Origin of the sequence: Bacillus sp. M6-12, assembly GCF_002860285.1 — a bacterium.
In the GTDB taxonomy this organism is placed as follows: domain Bacteria; phylum Bacillota; class Bacilli; order Bacillales; family DSM-1321; genus Peribacillus.
In genome coordinates, this window is the sequence record NZ_PGVF01000003.1 from 1 (window position 1) to 23,328 (window position 23,328).

At 39.7% G+C, this 23,328-nt stretch carries 26 protein-coding genes and 1 other annotated feature; of the genes, 9 read left to right on the plus strand and 17 right to left on the minus strand.

Features of this window, described 5'->3' with window-relative positions; translation table 11 throughout:
- Positions 1 to 398: 398 nt before the first annotated feature.
- From CVD28_RS05035 to CVD28_RS05080, 9 genes are all read right to left on the minus strand, one after another.
- Positions 399 to 1,274: an SMP-30/gluconolactonase/LRE family protein gene (locus CVD28_RS05035; protein WP_101591291.1), complete on the minus strand. Its 876-nt coding sequence runs from the start codon at positions 1,272 to 1,274 to the stop codon at positions 399 to 401.
- Positions 1,275 to 1,301: 27 nt separating this feature from the next.
- Positions 1,302 to 2,246 (minus strand): aldose 1-epimerase, encoded by a 945-nt coding sequence (locus tag CVD28_RS05040; RefSeq protein WP_101591292.1) that lies wholly within the window; start codon positions 2,244 to 2,246, stop codon positions 1,302 to 1,304.
- A gap of 240 nt (positions 2,247 to 2,486) precedes the next feature.
- Positions 2,487 to 3,734 (minus strand): glutamate-5-semialdehyde dehydrogenase, encoded by a 1,248-nt coding sequence (locus tag CVD28_RS05045; protein WP_101591293.1) that lies wholly within the window; start codon positions 3,732 to 3,734, stop codon positions 2,487 to 2,489.
- A 12-nt stretch (positions 3,735 to 3,746) separates the two neighbouring features.
- On the minus strand, positions 3,747 to 4,841 hold the full coding sequence (proB, locus tag CVD28_RS05050; RefSeq protein WP_101591294.1) for a glutamate 5-kinase: 1,095 nt from the start codon (positions 4,839 to 4,841) through the stop codon (positions 3,747 to 3,749).
- Positions 4,842 to 4,908: 67 nt separating this feature from the next.
- Positions 4,909 to 5,125 (minus strand) — a binding site (T-box leader).
- Between the two features lie 71 nt (positions 5,126 to 5,196).
- A complete protein-coding gene (locus CVD28_RS05055; RefSeq protein WP_101591295.1) occupies positions 5,197 to 5,829 on the minus strand; it encodes an L-fuculose-phosphate aldolase in 633 nt (210 codons plus the stop codon).
- 23 nt (positions 5,830 to 5,852) lie between these two features.
- Positions 5,853 to 7,091, minus strand: coding sequence for an S-methyl-5-thioribose kinase (mtnK, locus tag CVD28_RS05060; protein WP_101591296.1), 1,239 nt, complete (start codon positions 7,089 to 7,091; stop codon positions 5,853 to 5,855).
- Between the two features lie 290 nt (positions 7,092 to 7,381).
- Positions 7,382 to 7,672, minus strand: a complete 291-nt coding sequence (locus CVD28_RS05070; RefSeq protein ID WP_101591298.1) for a DUF3219 family protein — start codon at positions 7,670 to 7,672, stop codon at positions 7,382 to 7,384.
- A gap of 93 nt (positions 7,673 to 7,765) precedes the next feature.
- A complete protein-coding gene (locus CVD28_RS05075; RefSeq protein WP_180953955.1) occupies positions 7,766 to 8,815 on the minus strand; it encodes a DUF2515 family protein in 1,050 nt (349 codons plus the stop codon).
- 306 nt (positions 8,816 to 9,121) lie between these two features.
- Positions 9,122 to 9,220: a YjcZ family sporulation protein gene (locus CVD28_RS05080; protein ID WP_101591300.1), complete on the minus strand. Its 99-nt coding sequence runs from the start codon at positions 9,218 to 9,220 to the stop codon at positions 9,122 to 9,124.
- Positions 9,221 to 9,422: 202 nt separating this feature from the next.
- Between CVD28_RS05080 and CVD28_RS05085 the strand changes: the two genes are divergently transcribed.
- Positions 9,423 to 9,614: a YozQ family protein gene (locus tag CVD28_RS05085; protein ID WP_101591301.1), complete on the plus strand. Its 192-nt coding sequence runs from the start codon at positions 9,423 to 9,425 to the stop codon at positions 9,612 to 9,614.
- Positions 9,615 to 9,695: 81 nt separating this feature from the next.
- Here CVD28_RS05085 and CVD28_RS05090 read toward each other — a convergent pair whose 3' ends face one another.
- Positions 9,696 to 9,887 (minus strand): hypothetical protein, encoded by a 192-nt coding sequence (locus tag CVD28_RS05090; RefSeq protein ID WP_101591302.1) that lies wholly within the window; start codon positions 9,885 to 9,887, stop codon positions 9,696 to 9,698.
- 258 nt (positions 9,888 to 10,145) lie between these two features.
- Between CVD28_RS05090 and CVD28_RS05095 the strand changes: the two genes are divergently transcribed.
- Positions 10,146 to 11,192: a potassium channel protein gene (locus tag CVD28_RS05095; RefSeq protein ID WP_101591303.1), complete on the plus strand. Its 1,047-nt coding sequence runs from the start codon at positions 10,146 to 10,148 to the stop codon at positions 11,190 to 11,192.
- A gap of 254 nt (positions 11,193 to 11,446) precedes the next feature.
- Here CVD28_RS05095 and CVD28_RS05100 read toward each other — a convergent pair whose 3' ends face one another.
- Genes CVD28_RS05100 through CVD28_RS05110 form a run of 3 tightly spaced genes read right to left on the minus strand, consistent with a single transcriptional unit; the run spans position 11,447 to position 13,703 of the window.
- Entirely contained in the window at positions 11,447 to 11,836 is a 390-nt protein-coding gene (locus tag CVD28_RS05100; protein WP_101591304.1) for a hypothetical protein, read from the minus strand.
- 14 nt (positions 11,837 to 11,850) lie between these two features.
- Entirely contained in the window at positions 11,851 to 12,738 is an 888-nt protein-coding gene (locus tag CVD28_RS05105) for a serine hydrolase domain-containing protein (protein ID WP_101591305.1), read from the minus strand.
- Between the two features lie 47 nt (positions 12,739 to 12,785).
- Positions 12,786 to 13,703 (minus strand): DMT family transporter, encoded by a 918-nt coding sequence (locus CVD28_RS05110; RefSeq protein WP_101591306.1) that lies wholly within the window; start codon positions 13,701 to 13,703, stop codon positions 12,786 to 12,788.
- A 230-nt stretch (positions 13,704 to 13,933) separates the two neighbouring features.
- On the opposite strand from CVD28_RS05110, the gene CVD28_RS27895 reads away from it, so the two are divergent.
- The 4 genes from CVD28_RS27895 (at position 13,934) to CVD28_RS05125 (ending at position 16,170) form a co-directional block, all read left to right on the plus strand.
- A complete protein-coding gene (locus tag CVD28_RS27895; RefSeq protein ID WP_180953957.1) occupies positions 13,934 to 14,092 on the plus strand; it encodes a hypothetical protein in 159 nt (52 codons plus the stop codon).
- Between the two features lie 129 nt (positions 14,093 to 14,221).
- A complete protein-coding gene (locus CVD28_RS05115) occupies positions 14,222 to 14,680 on the plus strand; it encodes a YndM family protein (protein WP_101591307.1) in 459 nt (152 codons plus the stop codon).
- Between the two features lie 180 nt (positions 14,681 to 14,860).
- Positions 14,861 to 15,505 (plus strand): TVP38/TMEM64 family protein, encoded by a 645-nt coding sequence (locus tag CVD28_RS05120; protein WP_101591308.1) that lies wholly within the window; start codon positions 14,861 to 14,863, stop codon positions 15,503 to 15,505.
- 143 nt (positions 15,506 to 15,648) lie between these two features.
- Positions 15,649 to 16,170, plus strand: coding sequence for a MerR family transcriptional regulator (locus CVD28_RS05125; RefSeq protein ID WP_101591309.1), 522 nt, complete (start codon positions 15,649 to 15,651; stop codon positions 16,168 to 16,170).
- Positions 16,171 to 16,576: 406 nt separating this feature from the next.
- Here CVD28_RS05125 and CVD28_RS05130 read toward each other — a convergent pair whose 3' ends face one another.
- Positions 16,577 to 17,335, minus strand: a complete 759-nt coding sequence (locus tag CVD28_RS05130) for a PAS domain-containing protein (RefSeq protein WP_101591310.1) — start codon at positions 17,333 to 17,335, stop codon at positions 16,577 to 16,579.
- Between the two features lie 334 nt (positions 17,336 to 17,669).
- On the opposite strand from CVD28_RS05130, the gene CVD28_RS05135 reads away from it, so the two are divergent.
- The gene (locus CVD28_RS05135; RefSeq protein WP_101591311.1) at positions 17,670 to 18,806 is read left to right on the plus strand and encodes a sensor histidine kinase; all 1,137 of its coding nucleotides are present in this window, start codon (positions 17,670 to 17,672) and stop codon (positions 18,804 to 18,806) included.
- A 315-nt stretch (positions 18,807 to 19,121) separates the two neighbouring features.
- Here the strand turns inward: CVD28_RS05135 and fabF are convergent, their stop codons facing one another.
- Positions 19,122 to 20,360 carry a beta-ketoacyl-ACP synthase II gene (gene fabF, locus CVD28_RS05140; RefSeq protein ID WP_101591312.1) on the minus strand — a complete coding sequence of 413 codons (1,239 nt, stop codon included), beginning with the start codon at positions 20,358 to 20,360 and terminating at the stop codon, positions 19,122 to 19,124.
- A gap of 234 nt (positions 20,361 to 20,594) precedes the next feature.
- Here fabF and CVD28_RS05145 point away from each other — a divergent pair, with 234 nt between their 5' ends.
- Positions 20,595 to 21,071 (plus strand): YndM family protein, encoded by a 477-nt coding sequence (locus CVD28_RS05145; RefSeq protein ID WP_180953959.1) that lies wholly within the window; start codon positions 20,595 to 20,597, stop codon positions 21,069 to 21,071.
- A gap of 120 nt (positions 21,072 to 21,191) precedes the next feature.
- Entirely contained in the window at positions 21,192 to 22,523 is a 1,332-nt protein-coding gene (locus CVD28_RS05150; protein WP_101591314.1) for a polysaccharide biosynthesis protein, read from the plus strand.
- A 41-nt stretch (positions 22,524 to 22,564) separates the two neighbouring features.
- Here CVD28_RS05150 and CVD28_RS27900 read toward each other — a convergent pair whose 3' ends face one another.
- Entirely contained in the window at positions 22,565 to 22,711 is a 147-nt protein-coding gene (locus tag CVD28_RS27900; protein ID WP_180953960.1) for a hypothetical protein, read from the minus strand.
- A 74-nt stretch (positions 22,712 to 22,785) separates the two neighbouring features.
- A complete protein-coding gene (locus CVD28_RS05155) occupies positions 22,786 to 23,208 on the minus strand; it encodes a hypothetical protein (protein WP_101591315.1) in 423 nt (140 codons plus the stop codon).
- Positions 23,209 to 23,328: the final 120 nt, after the last annotated feature.

A 23,328-nucleotide genomic window follows, 5' to 3' on the forward strand; every position in this document is an offset into this window, starting at 1 on the left:
GTTCAGTTTTCAAAGAGCAATATCATCGCATTTTATCATCGACATTTACTATCTTACCACACTAGTCATCAGTTGTCAACTTCTGCGAAACGAACGTTTTATTCATTTCTTCTTTATCACTGATTTGTAAGAAGTTTTCATCCTAGCAGCGAGATTAATGATAACACTTCGTAAAACGGTTGTCAACTTCCGCGAAGTCAAACGAGGGTGTAAATGAAATCTTTCCAATGACCAAATCATTGTTCCTTTTTAAGCATCTTTAATATAATATCTTTATTTCAATATGAAGTCAATACATTTTATAAAAATGAAAACAGGGTAAAAGGTGAGGATATTTTTATGATAGAAGAATAACGGTATAATTCGCTATTCTTCTATATATAAAATCCGTTTATTTATTAGCCTTTAAAAAAGTAAGTTTCACTTCCACGGATATTTGTTTTTACCCGAAATAATCCTCCAGCCTGTGGCTGTTCTTCTAATGCATGATGATCTAAGCCTTCGCGGGCAGTTGTGATAAATAATTCATCCAGGTCTGTTCCGCCAAAAACACAGGATGTTACATTTGCGACGGGCAAGGTTACGGATTCGAGTTTTTCACCATTTTGGGGATTCCATCTGGAAACCTGGTAGCCAGCAAAGTGCGCAATCCACAGCATGCCTTCTTCATCAATTGTCATTCCATCAGGAAATCCATCTTCTTCGCTAAAATCGGCAACCACTCTTTTATTAGTGATAGTTCCTTTTTCTAAAGAAAAATCAAAGGCAGCAATTTGATTCGTGGGGGTATCAATGAAATACATGGTCTGATTTTGTTTATCCCATGCGATTCCATTGGATATCCCCAACTCATTTAACACCTGTTTCACATTCATGTCTGTATCCAGACAATAGAGTGCTCCGCTTGCCCCGTTTCCATCAGCAGCCATTGTTCCAGCCCAAAAACGGCCTGCTGCATCACATTTTCCATCATTAAATCTGTTTTCGGGCAAGTTATCTTCCGGGTCAACAATAGGAGTCAGCGTTCCTGAAGGCAAATCCAGAATATGAAAGCCATTTTCTAAGGCGACTGCTAATCCTCCTGAACTGCGAGGAACTGCCGCCCCAACCGTTTGGTCAAGCTGAATTGTATCATTGGTACCCGTTCGAGGATTATATACGAAGACTTTTTTCTCTTTTATATCAATCCAATAGAGCAGCTGATTCCTGGCATCCCAGGCTGGCCCTTCGCCAAGGGTCGCTTTAGCATCGACAATTAGTTCTGCCTTGTTCATTTTTTTCCTCCTCCTTGTAGAAATCCACTAAGTATGTTCAACCAAGAGCGATGTTGTAAAAACCTTTTCTTCTTTAGGTTTCAAAGAACAGAGGCCTATAACCTTATCAGGCAGGCTGAGATTAGGTGCATTTGTGACCCATGAGTAAGGTTCAAGGGCGAGCAGGTTGTTTTTTCCTTCCATAGTAAAGACTACCCAATGCTGGTATCCTTTTTCTGCTTTATATTTAATTTTTATTCCAGGATCACGATGTTCAATAATGGCAGGATAATTGTTTTTGATTGGATAAATTTCATCTAAGGAAAGGCCGCCAAGGTTCATGCCGTCTTTTAGCTGTTTTTTATAAGGAACCTTCAGCATTCGGCCTGTTGGCATGTTCCGGTCATTTAGTTCCCAATACTCATCAACATCCATAAACAGCAATGAGTCCTTCGCCGGAAAGTGGAAGGTTGTGTGAAAGCCAGTCCCTACTGGCATTGTTGTGCTGCTATTATTAATAATTGTAAGTGTCTGAATGATTTTGTTTCCTGTCAGTTGGATCGTCATTTCAATTGTAAAATCATGCGGGAACTGCCGGATGACTTCGGAATGGTTCTTTGCTATAAATTCGGTGACGATCACATTATTTTTATTATCCAGCTTAGTGACATTCCATTTTTTATCATGAACCAAGCCGTGGATATGTGTATGATCTTCGGGGCGATTCATTTCGAATTGATATGTACGATTATGAAATTCGAATGATGCACCATCGATCCGGTTTGGCGGGAATAAAACCGGTGTCCCGTATAATACATTCGCGCTATTAAACTCTTCCATATTTTTTGGGATTCTTAACAGTTCGAAATCTTTAATTTTGTCATATACGGAAATCAGGTTGCTTCCCTGATCAGGAAGAAGGATGATTTTGAGATAATCGTTTTCCATTTCTATCGCAGGTTTATTGAGAAATCGTATGTTTTGGATAGCCATTTGCTTTCCTCCTTTACTGACTGTTGGTCGTACGTTACTTAATACCACGGGGAAGAGGAATTATTCCATGATGGCTATCAAATGTTAAATAAAAAGCGATTCCGCTAATATAGGAATCGCTTGTTGTTCTCGATAAGAAATTATTGCTTTTTTTACAAGAACAGATGTCAGCTTCAGCGCCCAGCCCCGACGCCAGATTTTAGTCGACGTTCCTTTTGCCGCGTCGCTTCCGCTTTTTCTTTATTCACGAATTTGTCCGTTGCCATAAATAAAATATTTGCTGGATGTTAATGCCGGCAAGCCCATCGGTCCCCTGGCGTGCAGCTTTTGGGTGCTGATGCCGATTTCAGCACCATAGCCGAATTCAAAGCCATCCGTAAATCTGGTAGAAGCATTGTGGTACACTGCTGCTGCATCAACTTTTGTCTGAAACAGGCTTGCATGCTGTGCGTTTTCTGTAATAATAGCTTCAGAATGCTTTGTGCCGTAAATATTAATATGCTGGATTGCTTCTTCAGTATCCTTAACAACCTTAACACTGATTGCTAGAGCTAAATATTCGGTGCCCCAGTCATCCTCAGATGCTTCTTTCGCTTTTGGGAAAGCTTCGCACACCGTTTCATCGCCAAAGATTTCCACTCTATTTCTGTTTAATATATTTAGCAGGTTTTCCCCATGCGCAGCGAACCAATTTTCGTGAATCAAAATCGTTTCAATCGCATTGCAGACTGATGGCCGCTGAGTTTTTGCATTCAGCACAATCCGTTCAGCCATAGAAGGTTCAGCGGTTTCGTCAATAAAGATGTGACAATTGCCTGCCCCAGTTTCCAGAACGGGGACAGTAGATTCTTTTACCACTGTTTCAATGAGGTTTTTTCCACCCCTTGGAATCAATACATCCAAAAACTCAGTCAGGGTAAAAAGCTCTTTAGCTGTTTCTCTGTTTGTATCTTCAATCAGCTGGACAGCCGCCTGTGGAATTACGGTTCTTTCCAGAGCTTTATGAATCGTTCTGACCAAAGCCAGATTTGAATGCTTTGCCGAGGAGCTTCCTCTTAAGATGACTGCGTTCCCTGTTTTTAAAGATAAAGTCGCGGCATCTATTGTTACATTTGGACGCGCTTCATAAATCATTCCAATAACGCCGATTGGCACGCGCTTTTTAAGGATTTTTAAGCCATTATCCTTTTCAATCGTTTCAAGAGTTTCACCTATAGGGTCTTTTAATTTGACCAGTAGTCTGATTGCACTTGCCATATCTTCAATTCGCTTTTTATCAAGCAGCATGCGGTCCAATAAGGAGTCAGTAAATCCGTTTTGTTTTCCCTGCTCCAGGTCTTTGTTGTTCTCGGCAATCAGAAAATCGGCATCTTTTAATAGCTGATCAGCAATAAAACCCAGGGCTTGGTTCTTATCCTCAGTCGAAATGCCAATCAGCGAATAGCTTGCTTTTTTTGCAGCTTCTCCTTTATTTCTGACCTCGCTCATTTAATCTCCCCCTTATGCTTTTACCCATTTATCACGGTGGATGACTTCAATTGAAGAAACAAGAAGCTCTATCTCTTCACTGCGTTTCCCCATTACTAGCTGTAATTCTTCTGATGAAAAAAGAACTTCTCCCTTGCCTAAAAGTCCTTTTGAACCGAATACCTCCACCACGTCGCCTTTCTTGAAGACCCCCTTAATTTCTGAGATGCCTGCAGGAAGGAGACTTTTCCCTTTGTAAATCAATGCCTGCTCAGCGCCTTTATCGACCGAAATTTTCCCTGACACAGGTGAATGCAGGGCAATCCACTGCTTGCTGCTGTTGATTGAAGCTATCGCGTCGGCTCCTATATAGGTTCCGTCCCCATTTCCTTCAATAATCTCTATTAACTTCTGACTGCCTGTACCTTTGCCTATAAAAATGCGGACACCCAGGGAAAGCGCCGTTTTAGCAGCGATCAGTTTGGACTTCATTCCTCCTGTACCAAGATTGGAACCGGCACCTTCAGCACCTGCCAGTATTTCTTCGGATATGTGTGAAAGAAAGTCGTACCTTTTGGCAGACGGATTTTCCCGAGGATTGGAATCATATAAACCATTAATATCAGTTAATATGATCAGCTGTTCAGCCTTGACCAGCCCGCTGACCAGCGCTGAAAGCATATCGTTATCACCAAAAGTCAATTCGGCGACAGAAACGGTATCATTTTCGTTTATGATCGGCAAAATGCCGCGTTCCAGCAGCTCTGAAATTGTGGCAAAGGCGTTTTTGTATCGTTCTTTCTTGGAAAAATCATTTCGTGTAAGCAAAATTTGGGCCGGCACAATTCCAAACCGGCTTAACTGCTCGCGATATGCTTGGATTAACAGACTTTGGCCCACTGCGGCAGCCGCTTGCTTGCCTTTTAATGTAACGGGGCGTGAGGGGTATCCCAATTGTTTAAAGCCAGCCGCAACCGCTCCCGAAGATACTAAAAGAACCTCGTGGCCTTGTGCCCGGAGATAGGAAATGGCCTGTATATGGTCAGTAAATTTCTCTTGGTCAATCTCCCCTCTTTTATTGGTAATGGAGCTGCTGCCTATTTTGACAACAATTCTTTTTTTAGCCATTAAGAATTCCCCCTGCTGAAAAGTGTTGTTAAGTTTTGCTCAATAAAAAAGCCCTTTTCATCCTCTGAAAAAGGACGAAAAGGGCAAAGTTTCCGTGGTACCACCTTAATTGGATGCAAGAAGCATCCCGCTTTACCTTGATAACGCTAAGGGAAGCGCCTGTGTTTCGCACAGGACTCTGAAGGCAGGTTCGGCGGCTTTTCTGCGGCGGGGTCTTCCAGCTGATAAACCCTGCTCTCTGTCACATAAAGTTCCGCGTACTATTCCTTCATTCACGTTCAATTATTTTCTTTATTATGATCAGTTTCCTTCCGCGTGTCAAGACTGTTCTAATATTTCAAAAATTAAAATTCCACTAATACTGCTCAAATTTTTTCGAAAGAAGTTCCATCTCCTCATCAGGTAAAATGGCCGGTTCACCGATGCATTTTGCCTGGTAATAGATTCTTGAACAGAATTCAATTTCTTCGGCGATAGTAAAGGCTGTCTCAATAGTATGGGCTCCAGCGATCAGTCCGTGGTTTGCCAGCAGCACAGCCCGCCGGTCCTTCATGCCATTAAATGCACTTTCGGCTAATTCTTCTGTACCGAAGGTTTGATATGGTGCACACCTAATATTTGTTCCGCCAAATGCCGCCAAATAGGATACGGCAGGCAGATCCCATCTCAAGGAGGCGATTGTAGCCGCATAGGCTGAATGTGTGTGCACAAGAGCATTTATATCCGGTCGTTTATTATAAAAAATTAAATGCATCGCCTTTTCGCTTGATGGTTTTCTTATGCCGCTAACAATCTTCCCATTTAAATCAAGAATTACCACATCTAAAGGTGTTGTCTGAAAGTAATCTATCCCGCTTGGACTGATGGCCACTAGCTTTTTTTTAGAGTTGAAGATGCTAATATTTCCGCCAGTTCCCTTTGTTAGACCGCTAGAAATTAATTTTTTTCCATACTCGACTACTTTTTCCCGTTCCTCCCGCAAAAGCACATGCTACCCCCCTTTTTTGCTTCTTAGCTCGTTTCTGGTCCCAGGTTTTTAAATTGGTACTTCATCGTTTGTACAAAGTCTCTCCCGCATTTGTAATTTTGCCGATTAATAATAAAAAGCTTGGCCGTTTGCAGGCAAAAACGTTCTGCTTTAATACGGTGCTCTTTATGATCAATTGAAGTAATATCCCTCACCTTCGCGATACCGACAATGCGGCGGATCAGTTCAAGTCCGGCAATGCCTGCTGTATCCTTTAGAACTGCAGCTAAAAACCAGCGGTCAAGCCCTTCCTCCTTGGCCATGACCTCGGTCGCATTATTCCCCCAGGCAGCCAAAAATTTTGCTGAAAACAAATCGAGTACCTGAATGATTGTTTCTTCCATCCAGTCAGTGAATGAATTTTTGAGGTCACCTGCCGGCATGGTAACTTTTGCATTTGTCCAGGCAAAAATTAAATTGGCTATTATGTTGCCGATGTCATAGCCCATTGGACCATAAAACGCAAATTCCGGATCAATCACCTTTGTTGAGTTTTCACGCACAAAAACTGACCCTGTATGCAAATCACCGTGAAGCAGAGCCTGTGCATTTGTCATGTAATCTATTTTTAATTTTGCAGCCTCCAGACGAAGCCCTTTATCGTTATAGATATTCTCCTCAATCCATGCTTTATTTTCAGGCAGCAATTCGTTTCGGCTGTAATAGTCATTGAATGGTTCTGAATAAACAAGATCCTCTGTTATTTCACAAAGCTCGGGATTGATGTAAGCTTTAACTTGTTCCTTTTTATCTTTATGATTCATAACAATATCAGAAGTCATCAGCAGTGTTTGGACCAGGAATGTGGATAAATGGTCTGCTAGCCCGGGGAAAATCTTTCGGGTCAAAAGTGCGGACCTTAAGATAACATGATCAGAAAGATCCTCCATAATGCAGGTGTTCATTTTATCATCATACAAGTAAACCTTGGGAACCAGCCCCGGTGCCAGTCTGCCCTGAAGCCTCAAAACATTTGATTCTATACAGATTCGGTTGGTGGAAAGCCTAAATTCATCAGAAATTCTGGCCGTTTCCCCAGCCTGTTTAACGATGATAGAGGTACCGGCATTCAAATTCACTAAACGAAACACATAGTTTAAATTCCCGTCGCCGATTTCCGTGCAGGTCACGTTATGCTCTTTCTCAAAAGCTGGCATTTTTTCACGGATATACTCTATGGCATCTTTAGGTTCCATTAAAAAGTAACGGTCAAATCTGGCCATACCTGGCAGCCTCCTTATCCTGAGATAGCCAATGTGTTAATTGATTCCTTTTATCATCTTATGGCCTTTTTTGCAGGCTATTACCTTTAGAGAAAGAAACAATCAATAGTGCACCTTCCCTCCCGTGCATTTGCTGACACAATAATGGTGCTGTGGCGAATTTACACTGAAAAATTTTCCGTTTAATTAAAATATTTTTTTTCTTATGAAAAAAAAACAGCGCAGCTCCGCCCGTTTCCATAATAAAAACGCATGGACGTTTGATAGTCCATGCGTTGAAATAGTAAACTTTATCGTTCAATCAGCTCTAAATGGAAAATTCCTACTGCGTCTGCTTCGTACAGATTTGTTACGGATGTGGAGTAATTATGAATAGTTCCTTTAAATTTCAGTTTGTGGGACGGTACTTCCACATCAAAATCATTTTCATACAACAAGGTAGTGATATCATGGTACTCGCTGTGATTCACCTGAAAATCTACAATGATTTTCTCGACTTCTTTGCCGTTCTTTATTACTTTTTCTGCTCTGAGTTCATTGATCTTTATTATTTTGGAGTTAAGCAGGATATGATCAGCCATTGAAAAACATCTCCCATCTATTAATTAGGGAATAGTAGCATTAATCAAAGGCTCTTTTCAAGTAAAGAGGTTCATCGATCCTGCTGCAGGTGATCAAAAGATTCCCTTAACCTCATTTATCAATTGAATTGTTCTTATATTTTCAAGAACCCTTTCAGTTATATCCTGCTTAGGAATGAAAGGGTATGTTTTCAGTTCATCGATTTGGCTGACATCATCGAACCAATCTTTTTTTGATAGCCTAATCGGCGGAACATCATTCCACGCCACAGATAATTCTGGGCTGTAGATCTTACCGGGTGACTTATGCACTGAGAAAAGGGGTGCCCAGTAGTCTGCACGGGAGCCTGTGTGGGGAATGCTTTGTGCAAACTCCCATATTCCTTTATAAATTTTAGGATGCTGGAATAATAGCTGGTAAAGCTTTTTACCTGTCATAATTCTTTTTTGGGGATCGTTAAAACCATTTACTATCAGCCCTGTAAGTGAATAAAGACCATTTTTCCTTTTTTTATATGGAAAAATAACGGCCGTTAGACCCAGCAATTCCTGTAGCTGAAAATCTATTTTCTTCAGTATGTCAGCATTTTTCGGCTGGCTGAGGACTCTGTTTTCCAGCATTTGCTGTTCATTGATGATAAGAGCAGCTGTCAGGAATAAGGAATTTTGTTCAGCCAAAAAAAGTTCCCAAATAGGGTACATAAAACGGGATATATGAAAAAGCGGCAGAGTTCTTCTTAAACATAATCCTGTTTCTTTGGCTTGCTCGTATAAAAGCAGCTGAGGATAAGCATCAGAAAAAATGGCTGCGTTGGCCTGTTCAAGCAAAGTAAAATAGCTATCGCGGTCACTTTCACTTATCAAATGCTTCATTGCCGAACCCTTTAGATCGGTCATATGGTATCCGCCATTCCGTGATACCATATGCGCTAAAAGTGACCAATGGATTTCAGGATTTTTCGTATAAAAAGCCAAATACGCCTGCGTTCTCGTTACATTATTTCTGTTCCATTTTTCTGTCTCTGCCCGTACGGATTTTACGAGCTCTGTTTCATGAGGAAGCAGCCATTGTGGCTGATGTTTGCTGCTGGCAAGCTCTTTTTGTAAAGAGCATTTTAAAGCGGCAAATGCCGTGCCGTTCAAAATATTCCTGTCATCTTCCTCGCTCCCGCTTAACCAAGCTTTTAGGGGGGATAATGCAGATAGAAATGTAAAAATAGTTCTACCTCCTCTTTTGCGAAATTCCCTTTCCTTTTATTAAGTACTGTTTTTACGGAATAAAGCCGGTTTTGAGAAGTGAGAGGACTGTTCATGGATTCATTTTTCCTGAATTAAGCGGTTTTTCTCAGAAAGCTTCTTCTTCAGGCCATTTATTAGAATACTTTTCTTATTAGCGGGTATAGGCTGCAAAAAGAGGACCTGCCAAACGTCGGCAAGCCCTCCTAAATATTAATATCCTCCGTAACAAGCGCCGATGATAATCAACAAAATGAATAAAACGACTAGAAGCGCGAAGCCGCAGCCGTATCCGTATCCGCCACCTGACATGAAGTTCACCTGCCTTTTTTATATGGAAACCCTTGAGTGATTCGGTTTCTCTTTATCCTATGTACAAGCGAAATAAATGTCAGTCTTAATTAACAAAATCCACATTCCCCCATTGGCGAATCGATTTAGGATCATAGAAGGGTAGTGAATGAATTTGAGTTTTTTGAAGAAAAATATGTATGATGAAAGGAGGTTTTACTAAATGAAAAAAGAAGAATTGGAGAAAAGCCTGGAGATAGCAGGCAGAACATTTGATACTGAAGATTATAAAAAAGATGACGAGGTTTCAATCGGACTGGCTACTACTCACGAACAGGTCAGCGACCATTATATGGGCAACGAAGCTGTTCCTCCAGATCCAAACAACACACCATCTATTCCCCGAAAGGGTTAGAAAAAATAAGCCGGGTTCAGTCCCCGCCGTAAAACGGAGGAGGACTGAACCCGGCTATTTTTTAAAGATTATTTGTAATTCTTATTGGTTTGTAAGCTGTTTGTCTATGGAGGAAGAGTATTCCTTAACGCTTCTGATAAGCGATATTGTATATGATAATAAATCCTTATAGTCTTCTATTGGCATTTCGCTGTTTGTCTTTTCATATTCATTTAGCTCTAAGCCTAGCTCCTGTAAGTAAAATAGTGCATGCTCGAGTTTTTTTGTATCCATCTCGTTTCTCCCCTTTTTTACCTGTTGCCTCCATTTTAGGATGATTATTGGGGAAATGGTATGGTAATTAATGGTGGAAACACCTTCTATGTGTCCAAATTTTGAACTGCTAAAAATCTCACTGCTTGCTTTCAGCCCAATCGCATTGGTTTAAGTGAAGGTTTTGATGGGAAAAGGGCTCCCAAAGGAAGTTTCAGCAATTCTAATAGAAATATGGAAATACTATAGATCAATGACATAGACGGATAGGTGAACGAAATGGTAAGAAAATTAATCTTCTACCTTATTAAGATAAAGGGCAGAATTTTTTTCCCCTTTTTTATTTTATACATATTAATGGCTGCATTTATAGCCCTTTATTTAGAACCGAAGACATTTGAATCCTACTTAACAGCGTTGTATTGGGTTTTTATAACGCTTGCTACTATAGGTTTTGGGGATTATGCACCTGTGACTGATGCCGGCAAAGTATTTACCATTATACTTTACATTACAGGCATCGGACTTGTGACCGTTTTTATTGGGAAAATCATTCAAACAGTAACAGCAATTGAAAAACTTAGAGTTGGTGGAAAAATGAAATATACAGGAAAAGACCATATAATTCTTGTTGGCTGGAGCGATAAATCCAAAATTGCCGTAGAAGAAATACTGAGTTCTGATGAAAAGACCGAAGTGGTTATCATTTGCAGCCTTGAGAAAGCCCCCCTGCTGGAGGAGCGCGTGCATTATATCCGCGGGGATGCAGCCAACAGAGATACTCTGTTTCAGGCTAACTTGCCCAAAGCAAAGGGAGTTATCATTTTTGCGGACAAAGTCACGGAGGATCATTACTCAACAAAGGATCCTTTGCTTGTTGACGGAAAAACCCTGATTATTGCTACTGCGATAACTTCAATTGAGGAAGAAACGAATACGGAGATTCATGTCACCGCCGAAGTGGTAAATGAAAAGCATATAAGTTTATTCAAGCATGTAAAGGTGGATGAATTTATTCCAACGCAAGAAATGATATCACATGCAGCCGTCAGTTCTTTATTCCATCATGGAGTAATCCGAATGTATTCAGAATTAATGAGCAGGCAATTTGAAGAAGGAATGTACGAAATCGCCCGTCAGCCGCATTGGAAAACCTATCGGGATGCTTTCATAGAGCTTCTGGATAAAGGCGCTACTCTAGTCGCAGACCACAGCGACCTCCAAATCAATAAAAAACTGGACCATCCTATCCCTACCAACGCTCAGTTGTTTGTGATATGTGATAAAGAAACCCTCCGGCAATTAAATAACGAATCGGCGAATTAATAATTAAAGCCTGCTTGGAGACCTTTTTTTCTCAATAAACTAAAAAAAGCTTAGTAAGCCCGGATAAAAAGTCCGGGCTTGAAGCTATAAGGTTTGTTATCCTACAATTGTCTATCTTTATTTCTTCTACATTTTTTTATATTACGGATAATAGTTTACATAATTATATTATGTGCAATCCCTATTTATTCTCGTTTAGTTTGCCAGACCCTATTTTCTAAATTCCTCACCCTGCCCTTTACAGCAGCCTTCTTTTACTGCTTCATATATTCAGTTACTTTAAAAGCTTCTTGTACCTTAAATGAAATTATTTCCCCTTGATTATTCACCTTAAATAAATATGTATCATCAATAAAATCGCTCACAAATGTTACTTGATCTTCGGCTTCCTCTATAGCTATTAACTTGAATTTGTATTGTACCCTATACATTTTATTGATTGTGGAGTACAAATTTTGGTTATACGAAATGAAAACCTGTTGAGATCCGTTCGAGTAAGTGCCGCAAAGCTTTTCAAAAGATAAAGGATTTGTCAACGGTACAAGCGGGTTTTTAGCTTCAAGAGTGCCGCTCAGAAAAATAGTAGCTAGGTCACTGCTGATTTTTGAGGCGGGCGTGATATTAATATTGCTTAAAACAATCACTGTAAGCTCTTCGTCTAAATGCAGGTCAATATTGTTAAAGAAGCCATTAATATCGCCAAAATGCCTGGCACAACTTTCCCAGATCCTTCTTCAATAGCCCAGCCATACCCGTACCCTTTCTCAAAGCCGCAGAACATCCTATCCTGCAGCTCCTTAGGCAGCAGCTGATACTTTACCAGAGCCCTGCTCCATTTAAATAAATCTTCAACACAGCTATATATCCCATATGCACCGAGGGGGAATGTCATATCTATGAAGCTGGTGTGAATGACGTCTTCCCAGACCGTATGCCCGGTGGCTAGCCCCTTAATTATTGTCCGGCCATTATCCACTCCAGTATTGGCTAATCCTAATTTTATAAATATCCATTTTTTAAGAAAATCAGCATAAGGCATTTGTGCCGCTTTCTCAATGATCGCAGTTAAGAGGATATAGCCAGAATTGCTATAGTCCATTTTTGTACCTGGATTAAATCCCAGCGGCGGCTCCTTAAACGAATCAATTGTTTCTTCTAGTGTGAAAGGAAGCCGCATTCTGGTTGACCAATAATCTGAGTTAGCGGTAAAATTTTTGACTCCAGAAGTATGAGTCATTAACTGATGGATAGTGATGCGATCACCATTCGGAAAATCAGGCAAAAAAACGGAAACAGTATCTTCAATATTAAGGCTGCCCTGCTCATGGAGCAAAAGAATTGCCATAGCTGTGAATGCTTTTGTTATTGAGCCAACCCTGAAAATTGTTTCCGGGGTATTAGGGATAGCGTATTGAAAGGACGAGCTCCCGTAGCCGCCTTTAAACAGAATCCTGTCTTGATAACCAATTAGTACCGTTCCATTGAAATGATTGTTATCTCCTAACGTGTCCATATAATGCTTTAACTTATCTCTCATATCTGACATTCCCGCTCCGTCTCCTTATAACCTTTGAGTATCCAATTTTGGAATTATTATTTTGCCTTCTGCATTTCTTTTCGGGAAATATCTTTACTGGCACTAGCCTTTTTACTTTTTTTAGAAGACAAATAAACCCCTATAAAGATAGTAAGCAGGCCAATAATTATATTTGGTGTAATTTCCTCATCCAAAAGCACATAACCCCACACCATTGCGCTTGCTGGAATAAGATAGGTTACGGTAGAAGCAAGCTCCGGGCTGCCCTTTTTATTAATGTAAAAATAAATAAGCTGCCCGATTCCTGAGCCAAAGCAGCCAAGGCCAATGATTGAAAAAATCGTCAGCGGCTCCAATAACAAAGTAGGCTTTACAGGCTCTGTCAGCATCATTCCAATAAAACCGATGATTGCTCCTGTCAGAAGCGTGGATACCGTAATAACGAGCACCCCTGTTGCGCTCAGAAAACGCTTTGTTAGCTGACCTGCTAATCCATAGCTAACAGCAGCCAGCAGCATTGTTCCAATTCCGATGAAATCCTGGCCAAATAACTGTCCGAATTGAAAATCCATCAACATAAGGATGCCGATAAAACCAATACATATTCCGATCCACTGCCGTTTTGTCAGGACATATGAAAAAATAATAAATCCAATAAGCCCGGTCCAAATCGGTGTTGTTGCATTAAGTATAGAAGCGGTCGTACTATTAATGGCTGTTTCGCTTAACGGAATCAGTACCCACGCAATACCGCAGTTAAAGATACCAACCATGATTAATGCTTTCCATGGCAGTTTCCCGTTAATTTCCCTTCTCTTCAGCCATAAAACGGGCAGCAGTACCGCAGCACCCGCAGCACATCGCAGAAATACGATTCCCCAAATTCCTGCTGTCGGAAGCAGCCATTTCATGAACACAAATGATAAACCCCAGATTATGCTCAATCCTATTAGAGCCCCATATAATCTAAGCATTCCAATCCCCCTCTCAAACTCTAATTATGGCAAAATCCCCGGAAAATTACATTTAAAATCTTGCTTTTATTTTCTTTTGCTTCTCGGTCCATACCCATTTTTTTAGATTATAAACATGAAAGGTAAAATAAAATAAAAAAAATGTCGAATTTATGACTTATATATGAGAAAATAGTCTCAAAAGCGCATTTTCAAAAACTCTATGAAAAAACCTGTAGAGGAGAAAAAAGATGATCGACAAAATGAAATTAATACACGTATTGGAAAGCCGTTTGAATGAAATTAATGGACTTGAGGACACTTCATATAAAAATGCAATTCTAGAATTGGAAACAGTTTTAGAGAATATTAAGAATGGTAATTTGAATATCCAGATTTGGGAAGACTAAGCCTTCCTGCTGAATTAGAGAAAGAAAATGGGCTTTTTAGGATATTTATTATTTATCCGTTATAGTTGATTTTACATGTATGGATCTCCCTTTTTGGTCAACACTAAATGAAAAAGGGAGGTCTAGTTAATGAAAAATATAACTGTAATTTTAATAAAATTTATTACTTGTATAGTTGCTTTTGCCATTGGACTTGATTTGTTTTTTGATGCGACCATGGCTGATGTTCTATCCTTTAGTGCTATCGTTACAGTCATTTCTTATCTGGTCGGCGACCGTTTCATCCTTCCCCATTTTGGCAATACTGCCGCTACCATGATGGATTTTCTGATCACATACCTCAGTGTTTGGATATTTGGAAGTGTCCTGCTTGATAGTTATGTGCAAATCGGATGGGGGAGTATAATCGCAGCGACGATTGTAACAGCTGCAGAAGTTTTTGTGCACAGATATTTACATAGCCAGGAAAACGAAAAGATAACCGGTGAAAGGAACCAGCGAGGCATTAGCACGCAGATGATTTCATATGGTACAGAAATGGCAGAGGAACTAACGTCAAGAGACGCAGACAAATTGCCGAAGATTTAATTCCGGCAATCAGGAAGACTCTGACCTAGGTGAATATCGAAAAGGAAACCCTTGCAGATGCAGGGTTTTTTTGATATATGAATTTATCGCTCCAAGTATGTGAGTGTAAGGAAGGCCGTTAGTAAGAACTAAGAAAGTATTGGGCTGGCCATGCAATTGTTTTTTAAAGGTGGGTTATAGGTGAGAAAATGGCTAATTTTCATTGTGTATTTACTAATGATCATTATTGGTTTTATTTATAAGGAAGAGATTCTTCACTGGATACAGGATGATGGTAATGCACCCCTCCCGCTTATGTTCATAATATCAGCTGTTTTTGCCACTATTCCTATCGTACCCTTTTCGCTGTTTTCCTTTATGATGGGTGCAAAATTCGGCATGCTGACCGGCACGTTGATTATTTGGTTTGGCGGTCTGATCAGTTGTGCGTTTTACTTTTTGCTGGCAAGGTTTCTTTTGACTGATTTTTTTAAAGCTTATCTGAACAAGTTTAAGCATATTGAAAAATTTCAGCTAATGATTGAAAAAAATACCTTTCTGGCAGTATTTCTGGCCAGAATTGTTCCTGTTGTCCCCCCTCCTGTTGTTAACATTTATTCTGGAATATCATTCATAGCCTTCCTGCCATATATAGCGGCTACGGCTCTTGGAAAAATCCCCCCAGCCTTCTTTGTAGCCTACACAGGGGGTCACATTCTGTCATCATGGCCTAAATTTTTGTTTGGGGCCATGATTTACTTAACATTCGTTCTGGCTATTCTATTTTTCTTTAAAAAGTGGTTCAGAGAAAATTACTCCTCTCCTTCCACAGGCAGTGAAGATTAGGTTATTAGTACATTATCTTAATCGACATCCTCTGCAGTAAAAAAGAAATATAACACTTTCTTTGACGAATGGCAGGTTCTTTTGTCAACCGCAAAGGAGTTCGCCTTATGGAGGAAGAAGATTCTTCATAAGGAGGGATAAAAATGGACACTAAACATGCAGCAAAACTATTAGAGGTATCAACCAGCACGATTCAAAGGTGGGTCAAGCATTCCGCACTTCCTATGGACCGTAATGAATTGGGACACTATATTTATACAGAAGAAAGTATCGAAATACTGCGGCAAATCCAAAGTCAAATTCAACAGGGCATTCCTCTCGCTGAAGTAAAACTTCCTCAGGCTCTTGCTCATAAGCAATCGGCGAAACCTCCTGAAAAAGACACAACGGAAAACTTCTTTCTTTCTAAAATAAATCAGCTTGAATATAGCCTGAACCAAAAGGCGGATTCTGTTGTTTCATACCAGCTGCTCCAGCACCGCCGTGAAATCGAGGAGCTGCATGAACAAGTAAAAATGCTATCTGAAAAAATCGCCCGGCTGGAATCTAATCAGAAGCAAATGAAAAAAAGCAGTTCTATGGAACGCCCTCTTCCTATCGATCAATCAGCAGCAAGAAAGAAAAATAGGAAAAGAAATATTATGGGAATGCTCTTCGGGTTTTAACAAAAACAGCAAAACAAGAATTTGCTGTCTTTTTTAAGTTTTCCGTTTTTTCGCTGAATATATAGCCGATCAAGGAAACGACCGCGTTCATGTTTCCTGAGATTTTATAAGAATCTCAAAACCCCTGTTCATTTTACTCAATGGAATGATGAGAACCATATCCGGCACGCAGCCGACCACTTTGGCAACTTAAATAATTATGGTATAGATGAAAATACTTGTATGTATCTTATAACGGTCATATTGAAGCCATTGCAGGTGAAGGTGTTATAGTTATAGTATTGAAAATAAAATCCTGCGAAAAATACATTAAGAGTATTTTTATTACCGTACATTTTCACTAATGTACGGTGTTTTACCTATTGAGCAGTCTTCTTTTTTGACTGATAACCAGAGTAACTTTTTCTTATTCCTTCTGATCTAAAATGAACTTTAACCCTGCATGCGCCGAATGGAAAGAAAGTATACTTCGATTTAACTCCCCTGCCGCCATTGCTAATTCTGGAGTTATACCTACAAGAATACACTGTGTCCCAAGTAACGATGGGCTATCATACAATTTTTGAATATAAAATTTTGTTTGATCGTTAAATTGATATAATCCACTAAGATCTACAAGTACATAATGGATATTGTGCGCAGCGGCTTCCTTCAATAAAGAGGAAATTAATCTGTCTGCACGGTCATTATCAAATTCGCCAATAAGCGGGATAGCAATTGTATTCTCCCATATTTTTATCATAGGAACTGATAAAGCACTTATTAGCTTTTCTTTCTCTTTATCCTCTTCTGCCTTCGTTGTGACATCCATAAGCATGACTATGTAGCCAGTTACCTGTGAATGCTCCTCTACTATTGGTGTAATAACAATATCCGCTACAAACCGATCACGAATATTTATACGTGCTCTATGTCTGCCTGAAAGGCGATCCATAATATCTCTCTGGTGTTCTGGATGCCGGTGAAAATAGTTCATATTGACTCCGATTAAGTCTTCTGCACTAGAAAGGCCAAATAATGGTGCTACCTGTGATAATAATTCAGTTGCATTCGAATTCATCCAAAGAATATTATAATCTTTATCAGATATTATGATTGTTTCTCCAATACTGTCTAAAGCATGCAAAAGAGAAATATTTTTAGGGATTGCTCCTATTGACTTCATATTCTCTCCACCTTATACCTTTTAATGATTATGATAGTAACATAAATGCGGTGTTTAAGTGGGTTAGAACCCTTGGTTTGCAGGATGCGATGATTAAACTCTCCTTAAGAGAATACCCATCACTCAGCCCTTTGATGTTATGTGGTGTACATTTGGAATGCTATGAATAGAGGTGTTACTAATATCTATTTACAAAGTTTGTATAAGTATAATCGGTTTATTGTAAAAATTTGTCGTGCGTTTTTTAATAAAATTTGTCATTAATGGGAGAAATACAGTATTAAATAATATAAAATAGTGATAACCTTAATCCTGCAGGAAGTGGTGAAATAAATTGGAGTCATCGTTAGAGCAAAAATCATATGTTCAGGATCTTTTAATGCTCCTGGAAAAGCAGCAGACTGCATTTTTGGAGGAATGGCAAGCGAAAATCTATACTGATGAAGCAGATCCGCATTTGGATAAAATTCTTGATAATGGTATTCAAATGTATAACATCATTAAGAAGGCGATAAACGGGTCTATTTCGGAAGATGAAGTAAAAATGCTGGCTTATAAGGTTGCCATGGAACGTCTAGAATCAGAAATTAATATTGGAGATTTTGTATATAACGTAAATGTAGGCAGGAGCATAATAGTCGATAAGCTTTTTCAATGTGACCTTCCCTCACATTTCTTACAGCCGATCGTAGATAAGATTAATACATATTTCAATCAATTTTGCTACCATGCCGTTAGTGAATATATTAATCGAAAAAATTTAGAGCTAAATGAAAAGACTCATTTTATCAGCGAGAACCATAAGGATAAATTAGCTGTGCTGGGACAAATATCTTCTAGTTTTGTACATGAGTTTCGTAATCCTTTAACAGCTGTAATGGGTTTTACTAAAATTCTGAAACAGGAATATCCCGAACTTAAGTATTTGGATATTATTGAACATGAATTAAATCAGCTGAATTTTAGAATTGCCCAATTCCTTCATACTTCAAAAGCAGAGATTAATGAACAGAGACGAGAAAATGTATCGTTAATTGACCTTTTCAGCGATTTACAAGAGCTTATTTATCCCAGCATCGCTGACTCACAAATTAATGTGATACCTGATGTTCCAGAGGATTTGATTATCTCTGCCCATAAGGATGAACTGAAGCAGGTTCTTTTGAATCTGATTATGAATTCCATTGATGCTCTTAAACAGCAGGAAAAAGTCAGGAATTTAATCATCACATGCCAAAATTCGCATGATACACTAATTATTAGCATTTCCAATAATGGTCCAGTCATAGCCCCAGATTATAAAAAAACTATTTTTGAACCATTTTTCACGACGAAAGAGCTTGGAACAGGAATAGGTCTGTTTGTTTGTAAGAAAATTATTGAAAAGCATGGCGGTTCCATTTCATGCGAATCAAATGATGAGTTAACAACATTCAGCGTGATTTTGCCAAAGAATGTTAATCCCGAGTAAAACAATAAGTATATCTTTAAATAACCTTGGATAAATATTGATAAAAATATCAACAGAAGCCATATTTAACATTTTTCAACTTACACTATCTAAAAATTATTTCAAAGCAGATTTAGATCCAATCCTTCTTGGGCCTTTTATTGACAAATTATACATGTTACATGCGGTTAGGATTTCCAATAATGAGCCTCCAAATACCCATACATATTCTCAGTCTAATGGATAAGCTTTGTATCTGTGTGCTTAATGCTGGCGACGGGCAAAAAGATCCCAAGTGATATGCTTCACTTGGGATCTCTATTGGGAGCGAGTTTGTTATTTGTATTTTTTAAACACTAATGAAGCGTTGTGGCCGCCAAAACCTAATGAGTTGGACAATACAACATTCAGGTTTGCTTTGCGTGCTGTATTTGGAACATAGTCCAGATCCAGCTCTTCGTCGGGATTGTCATAATTTATGGTTGGCGGCATAATGCCTTCTTTCAAGGCCAGTAAGGAAAAAATCGCTTCAATTGCACCGGCGGCACCAAGTGTATGCCCTGTCATTGATTTGGTTGAGCTTACTCCTAATTGGTAAGCATGCGGGCCAAACACTTCCTTGATTGCCAGGGTTTCATACAGGTCATTGTATTGGGTTGAGGTGCCATGGGCATTTATATAGTGCACTTGTTCGGGAATAATGCCGGCGTCCTTCAATGCAAGTCCCATAGCGCGCTGGGCACCTTCCCCATCAGGTGCTGGAGAAGTAATATGGTAAGCGTCCCCCGTAGCTCCGTATCCGGCTAGTTCTCCGTATATTTTTGCTCCGCGTGCGAGTGCATGTTCCATTTCTTCCAAAATAACAATTCCTGCACCCTCTGCAATGACAAAACCGTCACGGTTCTTCGAAAACGGACGGCTAGCCGTTGTTGGATCAGGATTTGTTGATAATGCGGTCATGTTGGAAAAACCAGCCACACTCATTTCGGTTATCGAGGCTTCGGTCCCTCCTGCAATCATCATATCCACTTCTCCGTTTTGAATGACCCGTAATGCATCACCAATACTATTAGCACCGGAAGCACAGGCCGTGACAGAGCAATTATTAATCCCCTTAGCCCCCAATTCAATGGAAACCCGGCCTGCTGCCATGTCAGGAATAAACATCGGGATAGTGAATGGGTTCACACGTTTAGGGCCTCGGGCCATGAAGCGCTTATGCTGCTCTTCAAACTCTCCCAATCCCCCTATTCCAGACCCAATCCATACTCCAACCCGTTCCGGAGCTATATTTTTTCCTACTATAACACCCGCATCTTCAGCAGCCATCTTGCTTGCAGCAATTGCAAACTGTGAAAACCTGCCCATTCTTCGTGCTTCTTTTCCGTCAACGTATTGTTCCGGGACAAAGTCTTTTACTTCCCCCGCTACTTTTACATTAAACTGCTCCACATCAATCCGGGTCATGCGTGTAATTCCTGAAATGCCGGCCTTGATTTTTTCCCAGGCCGCAAATACATTGTTTGCTAATGGTGTTACAGCTCCAATCCCTGTTATAACAACTCTTTTTCTCATTTATAATCTCCTCGATTTATGGCAGTAATAAAGACTAGGTCCTAATATCTCCTATTTATTATAAACATGTTTAGGTAAAAAAGTGAATAGAATGATTCCCGGATTCTCAATTCCTTCTTTATGTGTGGAAGGCTTTATAAAAAACCTTTCCAGCGGGTATACGCCTCATTATTGGCGAAGCAGCCGAATATTTCAGATGCCAAGAGCCAAAATAACACAAAAGGAGATGATACAATGAAACATCTAATGGCTTATGCGATAAAATTTGTCGCAACCTTCATTTTGCTGGGCATCATCTTGGGAGCATTTTTTAACTATTCTTTCACAGATGTTTTGCTGATTACCTTTGTACTGACGCTGGCTGGCTATATCATCGGCGATTTGCTGATATTACCTAGAACAAACAACTCTGTGGCTTCAGCTGCTGATTTTGGTATAGCATTCCTAGTTGTTTTATGGCTGAGCAACTACATTACCTATGAAGACGATTTAATCACAGCTTCCTTAGTTTCTGCCATAGCTGTTACTTTAATGGAATTCCTTTACCATAAGATTGTTGCAAGGATTGACCCAATGCAAGCTGAAGAAACAGGCGGGAATGTTGAGAGAAACCAGTACCAGACGGAGGCCTCAGAAGAATTGGCACCTGTCAGGCAGGATGTTAGAAGTCAGGATACTGACGAAATGGATAATAACAATCAGAATAAATAATTTCCCTGAGCTGGCACCTGCTGTGCCAGCTCTTTCCTATTTACAGAACAATTTTTAAAATAATCGGACAGTTTGTCTCATACCTTTAAAGTAAACATTGTAATTAGGGAGTGAGACACCATGAATTCCTTTTTCAAAGGAACCATCATTTTAATCGTTGCCGCCTTTTTCAGTGAGTGTATAGAGTTCTTTGTCAATATGATACTTGCCAGGGAGCTTAGAGAATCTGGAATGGGTCTTTATATGTCAATATTGCCGGTTGTTATCATGGTAATGGTCATTGCCAGCCTGGAGATGCCAATATCGATCTCCAAGTTTATCGCTGAGAATAACCGCAATCTCCATTATCATTTTCTTCAGCATGCCTTTCATTTAGCCGTATTTGTAATGCTGGCTATTGCTGGCATTACTGTATTGCTCCTATCTTTTCCGTCTGTTTTGGCTGGATACCATCCATATGTAAAATGGCTTTTAATTGGTTTGATTCCCATTGCCGCCATTTCTTCCATCGCGAAAGGATATTTTATCGGCGTGCAGCAGATGGGAAAAATAGCTTTTTCTAATTTTCTTAGAAAAATATTTCAATTTGGAATGCTTTTGATTATTTTTCATTTTTTTGATTATGATCAGGAAAAAGCGCTGTTTGTCACTCTCAGCGCCTTAATTGGAAGTGAATTAATTGTATTCCTTTACCTGATCAGCCTGTTTATCATCCACATTCAAATTATGAAAAAATCGCCTCATACACTAATGTCAGGAAAAAACGCCCGGCAAAAGCTGCTCGCCGTTTCTTTGCCAACTGTGGGGCTGCGCATTTTCCATGCTATAACCAATGCGGTACAGCCGTTTCTAATCCAGTTTGTTCTTATTTCTGCAGGCTTTGGTGCATTAACAGCGACGGAGCATTTTGGAATGCTGACCGGAGTGGCGATGACGATTGGTTTTTTTCCGGCATTTATCGCCCATTCCCTTATGATTATGCTCATCCCAAACGTCTCAGATGCATATGCAAAAAGGGATATGGAAAAATTAAGAAATCTTCTCCAGCAGTCCATGCTGTTTACGATGTGTTACGGAATCCCTTCTGTTCTTGCCATGTATATATTCGCAGAGCCCTTAACAGCCCTGTTTTTTTCTTCTTCTGCAGCAGCACTCTATTTAAAGCTTTTATGGCCGTATTTCCTCTTCCATTTCCTGGTTATCCCAATGCAGGCTTATTTAATAGGTCTGGGGCTGGTTAAAGATGCTCTTCTCCATTCAGTATGGTCCCATATCATTTCCTTTTCTGTCATGTTCGCACTTGGCTCGCAGCCATCATTGAATATGGCGGGGATTATAGTTGGAATGAATGCTGGTATAGTATTGCTGACAATGCTTCATTACTTGACTATCTGCAAAAAAATTGGTATTTCACTTTTACTCACAAAACCAAGGGAAAATTTCTATACATAATAAATGCGAAAAACGTCTAAAAGAAGAAAGTGGCAAACCGTTTACAACACCAGTGCAGCAGCCTGCAATCTTCGTGCAGTGGATTGCAGGTTCACAAGCTGCCAATTTGTTTCAACCGATGCCTCGTTTCCCCTTTTCTGCTTTCCAGCATGCCGGATTTTTACAAGTAAAAAGTGCTTAGTACTCAATCGAATCATCCTGTAACCCTTACGCGCATTCTCAATAAAAAAATCAACCTCTGTGATGAGGTTGATTTTTACTTCTATACTTCTTCTCCTGCTTCTTCTTCCCTTTGATTATTGTTACCGATGTTAATATTAAGATCCGGATCAAAATTGAGGTAAGCTTTTGGATTGATTTGTGTCTTCGGGCTAACTTCAATTTGAGTCATCGGGCTGATTTCCAGTTCGGGATTGATTTGTGTCATAGGATTGAATTCAAAATTTGGATTAATTTCAATATCTGTTTCCGGGTTAAATTCCAGATGAGGATTCATTTGCAAAAATGGATTGAACTGCAGAAACGGCATCCCCATCAGCTCCCAATTCTCATATCCCTTCATCCAATGCTTTCTGACCTTCTTTACGTAATGATGGTATGTGTTCAGATCTTGTGCCTGCTTCATTTTTTGAAAATAATAATTCAGTTTTCCTAAATGCTGCGCTAATTTATTTTGTGTGTTCATGGAAATACCCCTCCAAAAATATTTATGGTCTATCGTACCTTTTTACAATATGACCGATACAACTGATTTGTTTGGGTATGAGTCTAGAAAAGAAAAATAGCCCGAGGTCTCCAACCATGG